Raw genomic sequence first — 16,012 nt, forward strand, 5'->3', positions numbered from 1 at the left:
CCGCCGTGTCGGTGCCACAGGCAATACTGTGGCCATGCCCGACGCCCGGTCCCCCTTGCGCGCGCTCGTCACGGGCCGCGTGGCGGAGCGGCTGACGGACGAGCTCGCGATGATGGGCATCCCGCTCGTCGCGACGGTGACTCTCGCGGCCTCTCCTCTGTGGATCGGCACGATCAATGCGGCGCTGTTCGTCGCGCCGCTGCTCGTGGCGCTGCCCGCGGGCCTGTGGGCGGATCGCACCTCGCCGCGGCGGCTGATGGCCGCTGGCGCCGCCCTCCGCGGCATCGCGCTCGCACTGATCGCGGTCGCGTGGGGCGTCGGGTGGCTCACGGAGCCCTGGCTGCTCGGGCTCGCCTTCGTGGCGGGGCTCGCGTCCACGACGTACGTGGTGGTGGCGCAATCCGCCGTGCCGGCCATGGTCCCGGCCGGCACCCTCGGCGCGGCGAACGCGCGCATCGAGACCGGCGCCCACGTGTCGTCGACCGTCGGACCGCTGGCGGGCGGCGCGCTCGGGAGGTTCCTGGCCGCTCCCCTGCTACCGCTCGTGGCGGCCCTGGCGACCGTGGTGACCGCGGCGTCGGCACTGCGCCTGCCCGAGCCGCGCCGCCACGTCCACGCCTCGCCGCCGCGCATCCGCGACGGGCTGCGGTACGTGCTGTCGCATCCGCTGCAGCACCGCATCCTGCTGCGCAGCGCGACCGCGATGATCGGGATGATGGCGATCGTCACGATGATGCCGGTGGCGGTCGTGCGGACCATGGGCTACGACGCACTCGCGCTCGGCCTGGTGCTCGGCGTCTCGGGCGTCGGCGGCATTCTGGGCGCCGCGGCAAGCCCCGCACTCGCCCGACGCTTCGGCGATGGTGGCGTCGTGGTGGTCGCCTCGGTGGTGGGAGGGCTCTCAGCGCTGCTCTATCCCATGTCGCTCGCGCTGCCGCGCGGCTGGGACATCGCCACGCTGCTGCTGGCGGAGACCCTGAGCCTGGGAGCCGTGACGGTGTACTCGGTCACGGGCCGCACGCTCCGGCAGGAGCTGTGCCCACCCGAGCTGCAGGGGCGCATGAACGCGTCGATGAGCTTCGCGGTCCAGGGCTCGGGCCCGCTGGGAGCGCTGCTGGGAGGCGCCGTCGCCTCGTGGGCAGGAGTCCCGGCGGCCTTCTGGCTAGGCGCGGCGATCATCCTCGGCTCGGTACCGATCGTGCTGCTCTCGCCGCTGCGCGGCATGCGGGAGATCCCCGTGGAGCGCTGACGCGCTCGGCGGCAGCTCAGCTCAGCGTGAGCCACTCCGACGCCGCGGTCGCCGACGCGGGCGCAATCTCACCGTCCCGGATGAAGTCGCCCCACGCCTGCCGCAACGCGGCGCCGATCTTCCTCAGCCTGTCTGGGGTCTCCTTCTTCAACGCCTCGGCGTGCACCCACGCCTCGGGCTCGCCCAGCAGCACGGGGATGTCCATGCCATGGCCGTCCGCGATGCGGGAGCCGGTGGCGCGCCAGCCGAGCACGTAGTGCACCGCGCGACCGCCTGCCTCCCGATGGGATGCGACGAGCCGCGCGGCCGACCGCTCGTACACGGCCTCCTGCAGTCGGCCCGCAGTGGCCCTGCGCACCGTCCCGCCGACGACCGGCGCCCTGAACGCTCGCCCCAGCGCGGGGATGGCCGCGCCTGCAAGCACACCTTCGTCGCTCATGTGGCCCACCATCAGGTCGACGTCGCGGGCCTCCTCGAGGGCGGCCGTCCGCTCGCGCTCAAGCGGAAGCGGGTAGTGGCCCCACTGCGGACCGAGCGGCATGAGCCCCTTGAGCCCATGCCGTCGCGCGACCGCATAGGTGCGCTCGTGGGCCTCGTGAAGACGGTCGATGTCGAGGTCGCCGTCACGCTCGGGGCGGTCGACGGCCCTGAGAATCGTGCGGTACATCGCGTCGCGTCGGCCTCCGATGCCGAGCGGCGCGGACTGGAGGATCGCGCGCCGGAAGAGCCCGCGCGCCTCCGGAACGGTCAGCAGCGCGGCGATCGCGTCCGCACCCGCCGACTGGCCCATCGCGGTGATGCGGGTCGGGTCGCCCCCGAAGCTCATCGCGCACGCCCGCACCCACCGCAGCGCCTCGAGGATGTCGAGCAGACCGAGATTCGCGGGGACATCGCCGCCGCCGACCCAACCCAGCAGCCCCAGCCGGTACGTGACGCTCACCACGATGACGCGCTGCTCACGCGCGAGCAGCGCCGGGTCGAAGCCGTCGAGATCGCCGCCGCCGGTGAGATAGCTGCCGCCGTGGACCCACACGACGACCGGGAGGCCCCGCGCGGAGCCGTCCCCCGCGTCGGGCGCGGGCTCGGCGGGCCATGTGACGGTGACGCGCTGGCACTGCTCGTCCATGCCGAGCCGCTCAAGGTAGTCGGGGCTGACGGAGGCCATGAGCCCGTCCGGATGCTGCGGACTGACGGACGCGCGCCTGGAGGCGTCGAACGGCTCGGACCAAGGGGTGGCAGGCGAGGGCCGCGCGTAGCGCTCCGCCGTCGCGTAAGGGATGCCGCGAGCGCGCCACAGATCGCCGTCCCGATGCGCCACGACCGGTCCGAGCGCCGTCTCGACCACCGTCGTGTCTTCACTGGACATGGCTCGTTCTCCCTGCATTTTCTGCCCTCACCGCCCCCTCCTCGACTCTACGCCCGGAAGATGACTGGGCATCGTTCACCTGTGGGCGAACTCGGCCACCGCGACGTCACCCGGGCGTGACAGAATCCATCCATGCCAGGTACCAACCTCACACGCGCCGAGGCCGAGGCCCGCGCCAGCGTCGTCACCGTCGACGCCTACGACATCGAGCTCGATCTCACCACCTCTGAGAAGACGTTCCGCTCGACCTCCACCGTCCGCTTCTCCGCCACCCCCGGGGAGTCGACGTTCATCGACCTCATCGCGCCCGCCGTGCTGAGCATCACCCTCAATGGCGAGGAGCTGGACGCCGCTGAGCACTTCGCTGACAGCCGCATCGCGCTGCCGAACCTCAAGGTGGAGAACGAGCTGACGGTCGTCGCCGACTGCGCCTTCATGAACACCGGCGAGGGCCTGCACCGCTTCGTCGACCCCGAGGACGACGAGGTCTACCTCTACTCGCAGTTCGAGGTCGCCGACACTCGCCGCGTGTACGCGGTGTTCGAGCAGCCCGACCTCAAGGCGAGCTTCACGTTCCACGTCACTGCGCCGGCGCACTGGCACGTGCTGTCCAACTCGCCCTCCACCCGCACCGAGGTCGAGGGCACGGTCATCAACGCGGGCCAGCAGCGTGGCATCGCGCGCTGGGACTTCTCCCCCACGACTCGCATCCCCTGCTACGTCACCGCGATCGTCGCGGGCCCGTACCACGAGGTGCCCGGCACCGTGGAGTCGCGCAAGGGCACGCTGAGCGCCAACGTGTACTGCCGCAAGGCTCTGGCCGAGTTCCTCGACGCCGACGTCATCCTCGACGACACCCAGAAGGGCTTCTCTTTCTACGAGGAGAAGTTCCAGATGGACTACCCGTTCGAGAAGTACGACCAGATCTTCGTGCCCGAGTTCAATGCGGGCGCCATGGAGAACGCGGGCTGCGTCACGTTCCTCGAGGACTACGTGTTCCGCTCCAAGACCGCGCAGGCGCGCATCGAGCGCCGCACCGTGACCGTGCTTCACGAGCTCGCGCACATGTGGTTCGGCGACCTGGTCACCATGAAGTGGTGGAACGACCTGTGGCTCAACGAGTCGTTCGCCGAGTTCGCCTCGACGCTCGCCACCGCGGAGACCACCAAGTACGCCGACGCGTGGGTCACGTTCAACTCGCTCGAGAAGTCGTGGGCGTACCGCCAGGACCAGCTGCCGTCGACGCACCCGATCATGGCCGACATCAAGGACCTCGAGGACGTCGAGGTGAACTTCGACGGCATCACGTACGCCAAGGGCGCGTCCGTGCTACGCCAGCTCGTCGCCTACGTGGGCCAGGACGAGTTCTTCGCGGGCGTCGCGGAGTACTTCCGCAAGCACCACCACGCGAACGCGACGCTCAAGGACCTGCTGGTCGAGCTCGAGGCCGCTTCCGGCCGTGACCTCGCGTCGTGGTCCGACGTGTGGCTGCAGAAGGCGGGCGTCACGACGCTGCGACCCGTCATCGAGGAGGACAGCAACGGCGACATCGCCGCGTTCTCGGTGGTGCAGGAGGTGCCCGAGGAGTGGCCGACGCAGCGTCCCCACCGCATCGGCATCGGAGGCTACGACGTCGTCACCGACGACGCCGGCGAGCACGTGCTCAAGCAGACGCTGTTCGTCGAGGTGGACATCGCGGGCGAGCGCACCGAGATCCCCGAGCTCGTCGGCATCGCCCGGCCCGCGCTGATCCTCGTCAACGACGGGGACCTGGCCTACGCGAAGGTGCGCCTCGACGAGGTGTCGCTCGCGACGGCCGTCGAGCACGTGGGCGGCTTCACCGAAGCGCTGCCGCGCTCCATGGTGCTCGCGGCGGCCTGGGACATGACGCGCGACGGCGAGATGCCCGCGCGTCAGTACATCGCGCTGGTGCTCGGCTGCATCGCCGCCGAGGACCAGTCGACCGTGACCATGATGCTGCTGCGCCAGCTGCAGACGGCACTGTCGCTGTACGTCGCGCCCGCCAAGGCGGACGAGGTGTCGGAGGATGCGGCCGATGCACTGTGGTCGCTCGCACTCGGCGCGGAGGCCGGCTCGGACAACCAGTTGCAGTTCCTCAAGGCTTTCGCGGCGCTCGCCTCGTCGGGCTCGCAGCTCGACACCGTGCAGGCGATCCTCGACGACAAGATCCACCTCGAGGGCCTTCCCATCGACACGGATCTCGCGTGGGATCTGCTGACCGCGCTCGTCGCGGGCGGCCGTGCCGGAGAGGTCGCGATCGAGCTGCAGCTGTCCAAGGACGCCACCGCGTCGGGCCAGCGCCGCGCCGCGCACGCCCGCGCCGCACTGCCCACGCCCGAGGGCAAGCAGGCCGCGTGGGACGCGCTCGTGAACGCCCCCGAGGGCGAGGATCTGCCCAACGCACTGCAGTTCGCTGCCACCGCGGGCTTCAACCACGTGCATGACGTGCACGTGCTCGAGCCCTTCGTCGACCAGTACTTCTCGATGCTGCGCCGCATCTACAAGGACAAGACGAACGAGATGGCGACCAACCTGATCGAGGGGCTCTACCCGACCCTCCTCGCGGGCCGCGTGCCGGACCTGCAGGACCGCGCTTTCGCGTGGCTCGAGGCGAACGCCGACGCGCACGACGCGCTCAAGCGTCTGGTGATCGAGGGCAAGGACGGCGTGCGCCGGTCGCTCGTGAACCAGGCCGCGGACGCGGCGTACGAGGCGTAGCCGCTGCGCGACGCACACGCGCGACGAGGCCCGGGATCTGGCAGTGGTCCCGGGCCTCGTGCTTCCTCAGCACTGCCTCAGCGGAGCTCAGCTCCCCGCGTCAGCAGGAGTTCTTCTCTCACTCACCCGCCGGCGACGTCGTCGTCGGCCGTGATGGTCGTGGTCTCGTTGCAGTACGTGACCGCGTTGTTGTAGTCGTCCGCGGGACGGACGATCTTCCAGTACCACGTGCCCGGCGCGCTCACAGAGATGCCCGTGCTGGTCGCGGCGGTCTCGTCAGCGTTGAGCGTCACGGTCTCAGTGCCCACGGGCGTGCCGGTGCAGTCCGCGGTGGTGTAGAGCCCGAACGTGACCTGAGTCGGCGCGTCGGACGCGCCCGCCCTGACGCCGGTGAACGTCACCGCGTCGTGCAGCACCCAGGACTGGGTCGTGCTCGCCGTCGGCGAGGCAGGCGTGTCGGCGTTCGTGATGTAGCACTCGGCCGTTCCTCCTGCGGGCACCACGACGCTGGCACAGCTGGCGACCGGCCCGTTCCCGTCATCGTAGGAGTAGGTCGGGCTCGTGGAGTAGCCGTCTGGGAAGTCGTACGGACTGTCATCCGCAAGGTCCTCGGTCACAGCGTATGCGCCTGCAGGCACCGTGTACTCGAGGTACCCGGTCAGCGGGTCAGCGTCGCTCGGAGTCTCGTCGCCGAACACCTGGTTGAGCATCGAGTACGAGTTCGGCCCCGTGATGTCCACGCGGAACGCGGACGCCGTCGCTGTCAGGCCGTCGTCGTTGACCACGGTCTTGTAGACCTTGAGGGTTCCGATCTGCTCCTTGTTGGTGATGACGCACGAGGTGGTCTGGCCTGCGACCACGGGGAACGTCGTCGAGATGGTCGCCGTAGAGCCAGGAGTGTTGTCGACGAGCGTGTACGCCGTGCCGGCGCCGTCGTTCGTGGTGCACACGAGGCTCACGAGTTCAGTCGACACGGTGCCATCGGTTCCGGCCTCGATGAGCTCGGCGAGCGTGTAGTCGGTGCCGGCCTTGAGCTTGGTCTCCACCACGGCCGTCCCGGGGACTCCGCTCGCACCTGGGACGACGTAACCCGTGTCTACGTTGGCGGGGTTCTCCGTGGTCACGTCGTCCGCGTAACGCATGGTGCCGCCGGTGCGGTCGAGCGTGTACTTGTATAGGTCGTCGTACGAGTTGGTCGTATTGAGGATCTTCGTGATCTTCACCGAGCCGCACGACTGCAACGTGATGTAGTCGGTGATGTCGACGAGCGCCACGTCCTTGTAGTCGGCCTCATCGGAGTTGCCGGTCAGGGTGCTCGGGATGATGTTTCCGATGGTCAGACACTTGTCCTGCGCTCCTCCGTACACGGCCTGCGTGATGTTGACGGCCATCTCGACCCATCCCGAGCCGCCATCGACGGAGCCGATGCCGTACTCCTCGGTGATGTCGAAGAGCGGACCGAGCCTGAGCGCGCCCTCGGGCCCGTCGGGATCGTCCTCCCAGACGCGGTAGCCGAGCTCAACCCCGTTGCCCTGGTAGTCCGCGACGAGGATGAAATCGCCGGCCTGGCGGTGGAGCCACGGGTTGCAGTTGGCCTTGAGGTAGTCGTCACTCTGCTCGTAGTCGCACTCGGGCGGCGCTGGATCCTGCATGAACTCCCACGCCGACTGGCCTGTGCTGAACTTCTCGATGTTGAACGCGAAGTAGCCCCACAGGTCGGAGCCGTCGGTGGCGAAGTCCATGAGAACCCGGGTGAAGTCGGTGCCAGGGTTCGGGTTGGAGGTGTCGAGCACTGGGAGCGGTGCGAGGTTGATCGGGGCGACCTTGGTCGCGGCGCCGTTCTTGGGGCCGAGCTCCTTGTCGTTGCCCGAGCCCTCGTCGGGATACCCGAGATCGACGGTCACGCCGTCACTGAGCTCCGACGAGGGATCTGCATCCGTCGGGTCCCACGTGAAGGCTGCGGGCAACGCGGCATTGGCTGGCAGCGCCGTCAGCACGGCGATGACGAGTGCCGCCACCGCGAGCAGTGCGAGGCGCGCTCGCATGGGGACTGTGATATTCACTTCTCTCTCCTCAGACTGGATCGCATGAATGCGGTTGGCACCAGTCGAGGCGCCGGACCGTCGTCGGCCTGTGAATCCCCTTCGAGGACAGGCGGCGTCCGTGTGCCTTGGAGCGTCGGCGGTGTGGACATGCGACGTCTTTGTGACATATCTCACATTTCGCGCGACACCTCATCGTCATCCCGCTCGCCTCATGTCGCAAGTCGAGCCGTGGGAGACTCGTAGCCGTGCCTGGGATGAACCTCACCAAGTCCGAGGCCGCGGAGCGCGCGGCCGTCATCTCCGACGTGGCCTACGAGGTCGCGCTGGACTTCACGCTGCCGGGCGACGCGTTCGCCTCGCGCACGCGGCTCACGTTCACCGCGCCCGACGCCGCAGACACCTTCCTGGACGTCGTCGCCGAGGACGTCACGCGCGTCGCCGTCGACGGCGTCGAGCGCGATCCCGCGGCGGTCGTCAGCGACGGCAGACTCACCCTCACCGGACTGACGGGAAGGACGACAGTCGAGGTCGAGGCGACGTTCGCGTACCGCACCGATGGCCAGGGCGTGCACCGCTTCGTGGACCCCGAGACGGGCGAGACGTACCTCTACACGCAGTTCGCCGCCAACGATGCCCGGCGCGCGTTCGCCTGCTTCGACCAGCCCGACATCAAGGGCACGTTCGCGTTCACGGTCGACGCGCCCGCGCACTGGGTCGTCGTCTCTAACTCCCCGACCCCCGACCCTGCGGTAGTGCCGGGAGCGACCACCCCGGTCGCCGCGTCGGGCATGACCGGCGTGAACCGCTGGACCTTCGCTCCCACGGTGCCGCTGCCCTGCTACGTGGCCGCGGTCATCGCCGGTCCGTACGCCTCCGCCGGCGGCACGCTTGCGACCGCCAAGGGGGAGATCGGCGCGCGCGTCTACGGGCGCGCGCAGCTCGCCGATCACCTCGACGCCGATGAGCTGCTCGGCACGGTGCAGGCCGGCCTGGAGCTGTACGAGCGCGTGTTCGGCACGCCGTACCCGTACGAGAAGTACGACCAGATCTTCGTGCCCGAGTACAACCTTGGCGCGATGGAGAACGTGGGCGCCGTCACCATCTCGGAGGACCGCCTGCTGTTCCGTTCGAGGCCGTCCGAGGGCGAGCGCGAGATGCGGCTCAACGTCGTGCTGCACGAGCTCGCGCACATGTGGTTCGGCAACCTCGTGACGATGCGCTGGTGGGACGACCTGTGGCTCAACGAGTCGTTCGCCGAGTGGGTGGGCACGTGGGCCACGGAGCAGGTCACGGAGTTCTCCGACGCGTGGGTGACCTTCGGCGCGAGCCGCAAGTCCGTCGCGTACGTGCAGGACCAGCTGCCGACGACGCACGCGATCGTGACCGAGGTGCCCGATACGGAGGCGACCGTCTCGGCCTTCGACATGATCACGTACGCCAAGGGGGCGTCCGCCCTCAAGCAGCTCGCGGCCTACGTCGGGGAGGAAGCGTTCTTCGGTGGCGTCGCGTCGTACCTGCGCCGCTACGCGTTCGGGAACGCGACGCTCGCGGAGTTCCTCGCCGAGGTCGAGGCGTCCGCTGGCCGCCCGCTCGACGCGTGGGCCCACGCGTGGCTCGAGACCCCCGGGGTGCCGACGCTGCGCGCCGAGGTACGGGAGGCGCCCGATGGGTCGATCGCCTCGCTCACGGTCGTCGAGGACGCGGCGGACGCCTTCCCCGTCGCGCACCCCCACCGGATCACGGTCGCGGGCTACGGCTTCGCCGACGGCGCGTTCACGCGCGCTTGGGCTCAGGACATCTCGGTGGAGGACGGCTCGGCGGACGTGCCCGACGCGCAGGGCAGGTCGCTGCCCGACCTCCTGCTCGTCAACGACGCCGACCTCACCTACGCCAAGCTGCGCTTGACCGAGCGCTCGCTCGAGACCGCCGCCGCGCACCTCGGCGACCTCACCGAGGCGAAGCCGCAGGCGATCGTGCTGGACGCGCTGTGGCACATGTGCCGCGACGCGCAGCTGCCCGCCGAGCGCTACATCGACGCCGTCCTCACGGCGCTGCCCGTCATGGCGAACTCGACGGCCGCGGAGTCTCACGCGCGCACTCTCGTGACCGCGCTCACGCGCTACACAGACCCAAGCCGCGTCACGACGGTCGGCACCGCAGCCGGCGAGCGCCTGTGGAGCTCTCTCGCAGACGCGACGCCCGGATCCGACACGCAGCTCCAGCTGCTCAAGGCGTACGCCCAGGTGGCCCGCACGCCCGAGCAGTCCGCGCGGGTCCGCGAGATCCTGGACGGCGCGGTCGTGCTCGCCGAGCTCACGATCGACACAGACCTGGGCTGGCTGCTCGTGCAGTCGCTCGCCGCCACGAACGCGATCGACGCCGCGGGCATCGACGCCCACCTGTGCACGGACGACACGGCCGCGGGCCGGCGCCGTGCGGCGGGAGCTAAGGCAGCGATCGGCACCCTCGAGGCGAAGCGCGACGCCTGGCGTTCACTCGCCCACCCCGAGGGAGCGGCACTCAACAACGCCACGCAGTACGAAGTCGCGCTCGGACTCGCTCGCGCCAATGACCCGGCGCTCCTCGCGCCGCTCGTGGACGACCTGCTGGACGACCTGCTCGCGTACTACCTCGCCAACGAGGGCTTCGTCGGCGCGCGCGTCGCGCGCTACGTCTTCCCCGTGGCGCTCGCCGGCCGGGTCGACGGACTGGAGGACAGGCTCGACGCGTGGCTGCTCGAGCACGCGGAGGCCCCCTCCGTGCTGCGCAAGGTCGTCATCGAGGGCCGCGACGAGGTGCATCGGGCGCTGGCGGCGCAGCGCGCCTGAACGCGCGCGAACGCCCCATGCGGGACGTGACGACTGCCTCACATCCCTCTCGCTTGCCATTGGCAAACGCCGCGCCGCCTGGCACTCTGGCGAAGCGTAGTTCGACGGCGTCGCGGCTGTACCGTTCCGGCGGTCGCACCCTCAGGACGCTGCGCTGCGCGGCGCGCCGGGCGGACCGAAGGGGGGACTGCCCGGCGCGTCTCCCGCGTGCGCACCTCACGGTCGAGGGCGCGGTGGGGATCAGGACCGCGCCGCGCGCAGCCTCTCCACAAGGCGTCGCATTCGCGGGTGCTCGAACAGGTCGTCGAGCAGCACAGGAACACCATTCGAGTCGGTGAGCGGGATGCGCCAGTTGGGGTATTCGAGGAACGTGCCGGGCTGATTCTGCGTCCGGGTCTCCCCCACCGCGTCCGCGAGCGAGACCGCCGTGAGCAACGCAGGAGAGGACAGCACGAGCGAGTGCATCGCGCCGAGCACATCCTCGTCCTCGTGCTCCACCGGGAGCAGGCCGCGCTCGTCGAGGAACTCCGTGAGCGCCTCGACCTGACGCCGGCCCTCGGCCCGCATCTCGTCCACGTCCCCGACGAGGAGCCCCAGCTCCTCCGGAAGGTCGAGGTCCGTGCCCGCGAGGTACGCGGCCGTGGGCGGGTGGTCGTGCGTCGTGATCGCGACGAGCACATCGGACCTGTAGTCCTCTGGCGCGAGCGGCCTGCCGTCGCGCCACTCGAACCGCTGCACCACGGTGCCGAGCAGCCCGCGCGCGTTGAGATACTCCATCACCCACGGCTCGACCGTGCCGAGATCCTCGCCGATGACGATCGCACCCTCACGGTGCGCCTCGAGAGCGACGATGCCGATCAGAGCCTCGTGGTCCACCTGCACGTACGCGCCGTCCACGGGGCTGTGCCCTTGGGGCACCCACCACTGCCGGAACAAGCCCAGCACATGGTCGATGCGCAGCGCGCCGGAGTGCCGCACCGCGGCGCGCACCAGATCGCGGAACGGCATGTAGGCGACCGCCTCGAGCGCACGCGGGTTCCACGGCGGAAGGGACCAGTCCTGACCCTTCTGATTGAACGCATCGGGCGGGGCGCCGATGCCGACGCCGCGCGCGAGCACGCCCTGCAGGGACCACGAGTCGGCACCCTCGGGGTGCACGCCCACGGCCAGATCCATCATGATGCCCAGTCGCATGCCCGACTCGAGCGCGCGATCCTGCGCTCGCGCGAGCTGCTCCTCGGCGACCCACTGCAACCACGCGTAGTAGAGGATGCGGTCCGCATGCTCGTCCCGCCACGCCGACACCGCAGGCGAGTTCGGCCGCGACATCTCGTCGGGCCACGGCACGCCGCGATGTGCCTCCGCGAGCGCGCACCATGTCGCGAAATCCTCGAGCGCCCGGCCCTCGCGCAGGCAGAATGCCTCGAACTGCGCGTCGCGCCCGGGGGTGCGCGGAGCGAGGAAGACCTGCTCGAGCGCCGCGGACTTGGCGCGCCACGCGCCGTCGCGATCCAGCAGGTCGGCGGTGTCGTTCACGGCACGCGGCCGCTCCGACTCCCACTCGAGCAGCGCCCGCTGCTGACTCGGCAAATACGCGACCTCGGGGATGTCCTCGACGCGGATGTAGGTGGGGTTGAGGAAGCGCCGCGACGATGGGCTGTACGGCGAGTTCGAGAGCGGCGGCACGGGCTCGGGCGCATGCAACGGGTTCACGAGCACGAAGTCGGCGCCAGCGCGCACCTTCGCGAGCGCGCACAGGTCGCCCAGGTCGGCGAAGTCGCCCAGACCCCACGAGCGTGAGGACCGTACCGAGTACAGCTGCGTGTGGAAGCCGTAGGGTCGCGCCTCGCGGATCTCGCGCGGCACCTCGAGGCGCGCGGGGGTCACGATCACCCACCCGCGACCGCGCATGCCGGTCGTGGTGCCCTCGAGACGGTGATAGCCGAGCGGCAGGTCCGCAGGCAACCGGAACGTCGCGCGACCCACCTCGCGGCCGCCGACGGTGCGCGGCGGCACATACACGTCGAGCTGTTCGAGCTCGCGCTCCTCGCCGGTCTCGAGGCGCACGCGCGCCGTGGCCGGCGAGCCATGCGGCACGTGCACGGGAAGGTCACGTGGCTCGCCCTGGGTCGCCACCGTCACGGCAGGCACGATGCGCTCCCACCGGGCGTCCTCGAGACGCACCAGGGACTCGGCGCACGCCTCGTCGTCGTGCGCGTCGACGCCCTGGGCACGCAGCACCGCGCGGATCGCCTCGGCCGTGCATCGAGTGCGTTCGCCGGACGCCGCCGTGTACTCGAGCGAGACCCTGCAGGCCCGCGCGAGCTCCTCGAGCGCGGGCGACGGGAGGGCCTCCAAGGCGTCGGGTTCTGTCACCTCCACCATCCTGCCAGAGCAGGCACGTCGCCGACAGGGCCGCAGCGAGGGTTTGCCGTGTCGGGAGGCCTGGATACCCTGGTCGGGTGCTCTCGAATCTGATCCCCACCGCCCTGCTGCCACTGTCGACCACGGATCCCTCGGCGGAACCGTCGGCGGGTCCCGCGCTTCAGCAGACCGGTGAGACGATCGAGGACGCCCAGAAGTGGTTCCAGGACCTCTTCGGCGACGGCGTGGGCAACCTCGCCTTCATCGGCGCGATCATCCTCGTCGGCGTCATCGTGCTCGCGCTGGGCCGCTGGTTCATCAAGATCTTCACGCGGTCGATCGAAGAGGGCCTTCCGGTCACGGAGCGCAAGGCGCGTGCGGCGCTCAAGAAGGCACGGATCGCGCTGCCCGAGGTCGACACCCTCGACGCGCGGCTCGAGCGTGAGCGGCGAAAGCAGCGCGCACGCACCATCCGGGTGGTCCTGAACTCGGTGCTCGCCGTCGTCGTCGTGACCACCGTGACGCTCATCGTGCTCGACATGATCGGCATCTCGATCGCCCCGCTGCTCGCGTCCGCGGGAATCATCGGCGTCGCGCTGGGATTCGGCGCCCAGTCGCTCGTGAAGGACCTGCTCTCCGGGCTGTTCATGCTGGTCGAGGACCAGTACGGCGTGGGCGACATCATCGACGTGGGAGAGGCCTCCGGCGTGGTCGAGGAGATCGGCCTGCGGTCAGTGCGACTCCGCTCGATCGACGGCACCATGTGGTACGTCCCCAACGGCAACATCGTCCGCGTGGGCAACATGACACGCCTGTGGTCGCGCGCGCTGATCGAGGTGCGCCTGAGCTACGACACGGACCTCGAGGAGGCCCGCCAGGCCATGCTCGACGCGGTGCAGGCCGCGCGCGAGGCCGACGAGGGCATCGACCAGTCGATTCTGTCCGAACCAGAGGTGCCCGGCATCGAGTCCTTCGACTACGACGCCGTGACGGTGCGACTGCTGATCCAGGTGCAGCCCGTGTCGCAGTGGGACGTCATGCGCACCGTGCGCCGCGAGATGCGCCGCATCTTCGACGAGCGCGGCATCCGCATGGCGATCCCCCACCAGGCGTTCAAGCTCGACACGCCGCCCGCCGCACCGGCCGGAGGCGACCGCCGCCCGAAGTCGAAGTCGACCGAGGCGCCGACCGACACCGCCGCCCACCAGGGCATCGGAGAGACCACACGCGGCGGGCACGTCGTGCGTGGCGACGTCGCTCCCGAGGGAGACGAGTGAGCGCGACCGAGCCCGCTCCCGGCATGACCGTCGGATCAGGAGCGCCCCAGGAACCCGGAGAGAGCTTCTTCGACGCGGTCGGCGGACACGAGACCTTCGAGGGCATCGTCCGACGCTTCTACGAGGGCGTCCAGGCGGACGACGTGCTCGCACCGATGTACCCCGCGCACGACTGGGAGGGCGCGATCTGGCGCCTCACGGCCTTCCTGGAGCAGTACTGGGGCGGTCCGACGACGTACTCGGAGCAGCGCGGGCACCCACGGCTGCGCATGCGCCACCAGCCCTTCCACGTGAACCCCGAAGCGCGCGACCGCTGGATCGGCCACATGCGCGCGGCCGTCGCGGGAGCGAATCTGGCCCCGCTGCACGCCGTCACCCTGATGGACTACCTCGAGCGCGCCGCGCACTCGATGATCAACACCTTCGAGGACACCCCGCGCGCGGCCGCGGGCGAGGAGAAGTGATGGTCGAGCACCGCGAGGACACCTGGGCGGACAGCGCCGTCGCGTCGGGCCTGTCCGCTCTCGAGTTGGAGCGCACGGGCGACACGAGCTTCACCGGCATCTCGCTGCCGATGCCGGGAGGCAGGGTCTTCGGCGGGCAGGTGCTCGCGCAGGCGATCGTCGCCGCAGGCCTCACGGTCGACGAGGCGCGCCAGGTGCATTCGATGCACGGCTACTTCCTGCGGCCAGGCGACACAGGCAAGGAGATCGACTTCGAGGTCGAGGTGCTGCGAGACGGAAGGTCGTTCTCCGCGCGGCGCACGCACGCGCTCCAGGACGGAAAGCCGATCCTGTCGATGATCGCGTCGTTCCAGGAGGAGCAGACGGGGCCCGAGCACGCGGTCGCGATGCCCGAGGTGCCCGGCCCCGACGAGCTGCCCTCCGGCGTGGACATCTTCGCGCCGTTCGCCGGACACCCGCAGGCCGACTTCTGGCTCGAGCGCGCGCCGTTCGACGTGCGTCAGGTCGAGGGTTCGATCTTCCTCAAGCCGGATCCGCAGCCGCGCCAGTACCAGTCCGCCTGGGTGCGCGCACGTCGGCCCGTTGACGTCCCCCAGCTGAAGCATCGGGCGCTGCTCGCCTTCGCCTCCGACCAGATCATCCTGGAGCCCGTGCTGCGCCGCCACGGCCTGTCGTGGGCCACGCGGGACATCTCGTTCGCGAGCCTTGACCACGCGATGTGGTGGCACCGCCCCGCGCGCGCCGACGAGTGGCTGCTCTACGTGCAGGACGCCCCGACAGCGCAGGGCGGGCGGGGCCTCGCCGGCGCCTGGGTCTTCGCCGAGGACGGCAGTCTCGTGGCCTCCGTCGCGCAGGAGGGCATGTTCCGCGTCTCGAAGCCGTCTGCCTGAGAACCGCCGAGCCAGGGACCTCACGATGATCGAGCTCGCGCACTGCTCCTGGACCGACGTCGAGTCCCACGTGGCGCGCGGCGGAACACTGGCGATCCTGCCGTTCGGCGCTCTCGAACAGCACGGCCCGCACCTGCCCCTGTCGACGGATACGCTCCAGGCGGAGGCCATCGCCCGGCGGGTCGCGCAGGAGTTCAATGCTCTTCTGCTCCCTGCAGTGCCGTACGGACAGACGTGGGACAACGCTGGCTTCCCCGGAACGCTCTCCCTCTCGCCCGCGACGACCACGGCCGTGTGCCTCGACATCGTGCGAGCCGCGCACGGATTCGGGGTGACGACGGTGGTCATCGTCAACGGCGACTACGGCAACCGCCTGCCTCTTCACACCGCGGCACACCAGCTCGTCACGGAGGGCCTCGACGCCATCGTGCTCGACTATCCAGGTCTGACGGACATCGGCGACGAGGTCAAGGACACGCCGTGGGCCGCTCCCGGCCTGTGCCACGCCGACGAGATCGAGACCTCGATGGTGATGGCGCTGCGCCCCGAGCTGGTGCAGGGCGACCGCATGGTCGAGTGCTATCCGGAGATGCCCGAGGACTTCGGGATGCGCCCCCTCCGTTTCGACGCGCTGTCGCCTTCAGGCGTGTTCGGCGACCCGCGCTCCGCCACGGCGGGCAAGGGAGAACGGATCCTCGAGGGCGTCACCGCGCGCTCGATCGCGGCAGTGCAGGCGCACCTGGCGGCGATGGCACGCTCATCGGCGTCGGATCCGGGCCAGCGCTGACAG

The 16,012-nt window shown here is 70.1% G+C and carries 10 protein-coding genes; 7 read left to right on the forward strand and 3 right to left on the reverse strand.

What is annotated here, in order from left to right; translation table 11 throughout:
* Nucleotides 1-34 precede the first annotated feature (34 nt).
* Nucleotides 35-1,249 (forward strand): MFS transporter, encoded by a 1,215-nt coding sequence (locus B7K21_RS07845; RefSeq protein ID WP_084074903.1) that lies wholly within the window; start codon nt 35-37, stop codon nt 1,247-1,249.
* Nucleotides 1,250-1,265: 16 nt separating this feature from the next.
* Here B7K21_RS07845 and B7K21_RS07850 read toward each other — a convergent pair whose 3' ends face one another.
* Complete coding sequence (locus B7K21_RS07850; RefSeq protein ID WP_159448453.1) at nt 1,266-2,615, reverse strand: carboxylesterase family protein; 1,350 nt, start codon at nt 2,613-2,615, stop codon at nt 1,266-1,268.
* A 132-nt stretch (nt 2,616-2,747) separates the two neighbouring features.
* Between B7K21_RS07850 and pepN (B7K21_RS07855) the strand changes: the two genes are divergently transcribed.
* Nucleotides 2,748-5,354 carry an aminopeptidase N gene (pepN, locus tag B7K21_RS07855; protein ID WP_084074905.1) on the forward strand — a complete coding sequence of 869 codons (2,607 nt, stop codon included), beginning with the start codon at nt 2,748-2,750 and terminating at the stop codon, nt 5,352-5,354.
* 122 nt (nt 5,355-5,476) lie between these two features.
* Here pepN (B7K21_RS07855) and B7K21_RS07860 read toward each other — a convergent pair whose 3' ends face one another.
* The gene (locus tag B7K21_RS07860) at nt 5,477-7,417 is read right to left on the reverse strand and encodes a hypothetical protein (RefSeq protein ID WP_144016131.1); all 1,941 of its coding nucleotides are present in this window, start codon (nt 7,415-7,417) and stop codon (nt 5,477-5,479) included.
* A 236-nt stretch (nt 7,418-7,653) separates the two neighbouring features.
* Between B7K21_RS07860 and pepN (B7K21_RS07865) the strand changes: the two genes are divergently transcribed.
* Nucleotides 7,654-10,227 carry an aminopeptidase N gene (gene pepN, locus B7K21_RS07865; protein WP_084074907.1) on the forward strand — a complete coding sequence of 858 codons (2,574 nt, stop codon included), beginning with the start codon at nt 7,654-7,656 and terminating at the stop codon, nt 10,225-10,227.
* Between the two features lie 240 nt (nt 10,228-10,467).
* Here pepN (B7K21_RS07865) and malQ read toward each other — a convergent pair whose 3' ends face one another.
* Nucleotides 10,468-12,612 carry a 4-alpha-glucanotransferase gene (malQ, locus tag B7K21_RS07870; protein WP_084074908.1) on the reverse strand — a complete coding sequence of 715 codons (2,145 nt, stop codon included), beginning with the start codon at nt 12,610-12,612 and terminating at the stop codon, nt 10,468-10,470.
* A 77-nt stretch (nt 12,613-12,689) separates the two neighbouring features.
* On the opposite strand from malQ, the gene B7K21_RS07875 reads away from it, so the two are divergent.
* From B7K21_RS07875 to B7K21_RS07890, 4 genes are read left to right on the forward strand one after another with little or no spacing between them, the layout of a single operon-like run.
* A complete protein-coding gene (locus B7K21_RS07875) occupies nt 12,690-13,868 on the forward strand; it encodes a mechanosensitive ion channel family protein (RefSeq protein ID WP_159448454.1) in 1,179 nt (392 codons plus the stop codon).
* Between the two features lie 23 nt (nt 13,869-13,891).
* Complete coding sequence (locus B7K21_RS07880; RefSeq protein ID WP_084075452.1) at nt 13,892-14,332, forward strand: globin; 441 nt, start codon at nt 13,892-13,894, stop codon at nt 14,330-14,332.
* Nucleotides 14,332-15,222, forward strand: coding sequence for an acyl-CoA thioesterase II (locus B7K21_RS07885; protein WP_084074909.1), 891 nt, complete (start codon nt 14,332-14,334; stop codon nt 15,220-15,222). The genes B7K21_RS07880 and B7K21_RS07885 overlap by 1 nt, the downstream gene beginning before the upstream one ends.
* 25 nt (nt 15,223-15,247) lie before the next feature.
* Nucleotides 15,248-16,009, forward strand: a complete 762-nt coding sequence (locus B7K21_RS07890) for a creatininase family protein (RefSeq protein ID WP_084074910.1) — start codon at nt 15,248-15,250, stop codon at nt 16,007-16,009.
* Nucleotides 16,010-16,012: the final 3 nt, after the last annotated feature.

Source organism: Demequina sp. NBRC 110052 (genome assembly GCF_002090075.1).
Lineage (GTDB): Bacteria > Actinomycetota > Actinomycetes > Actinomycetales > Demequinaceae > Demequina.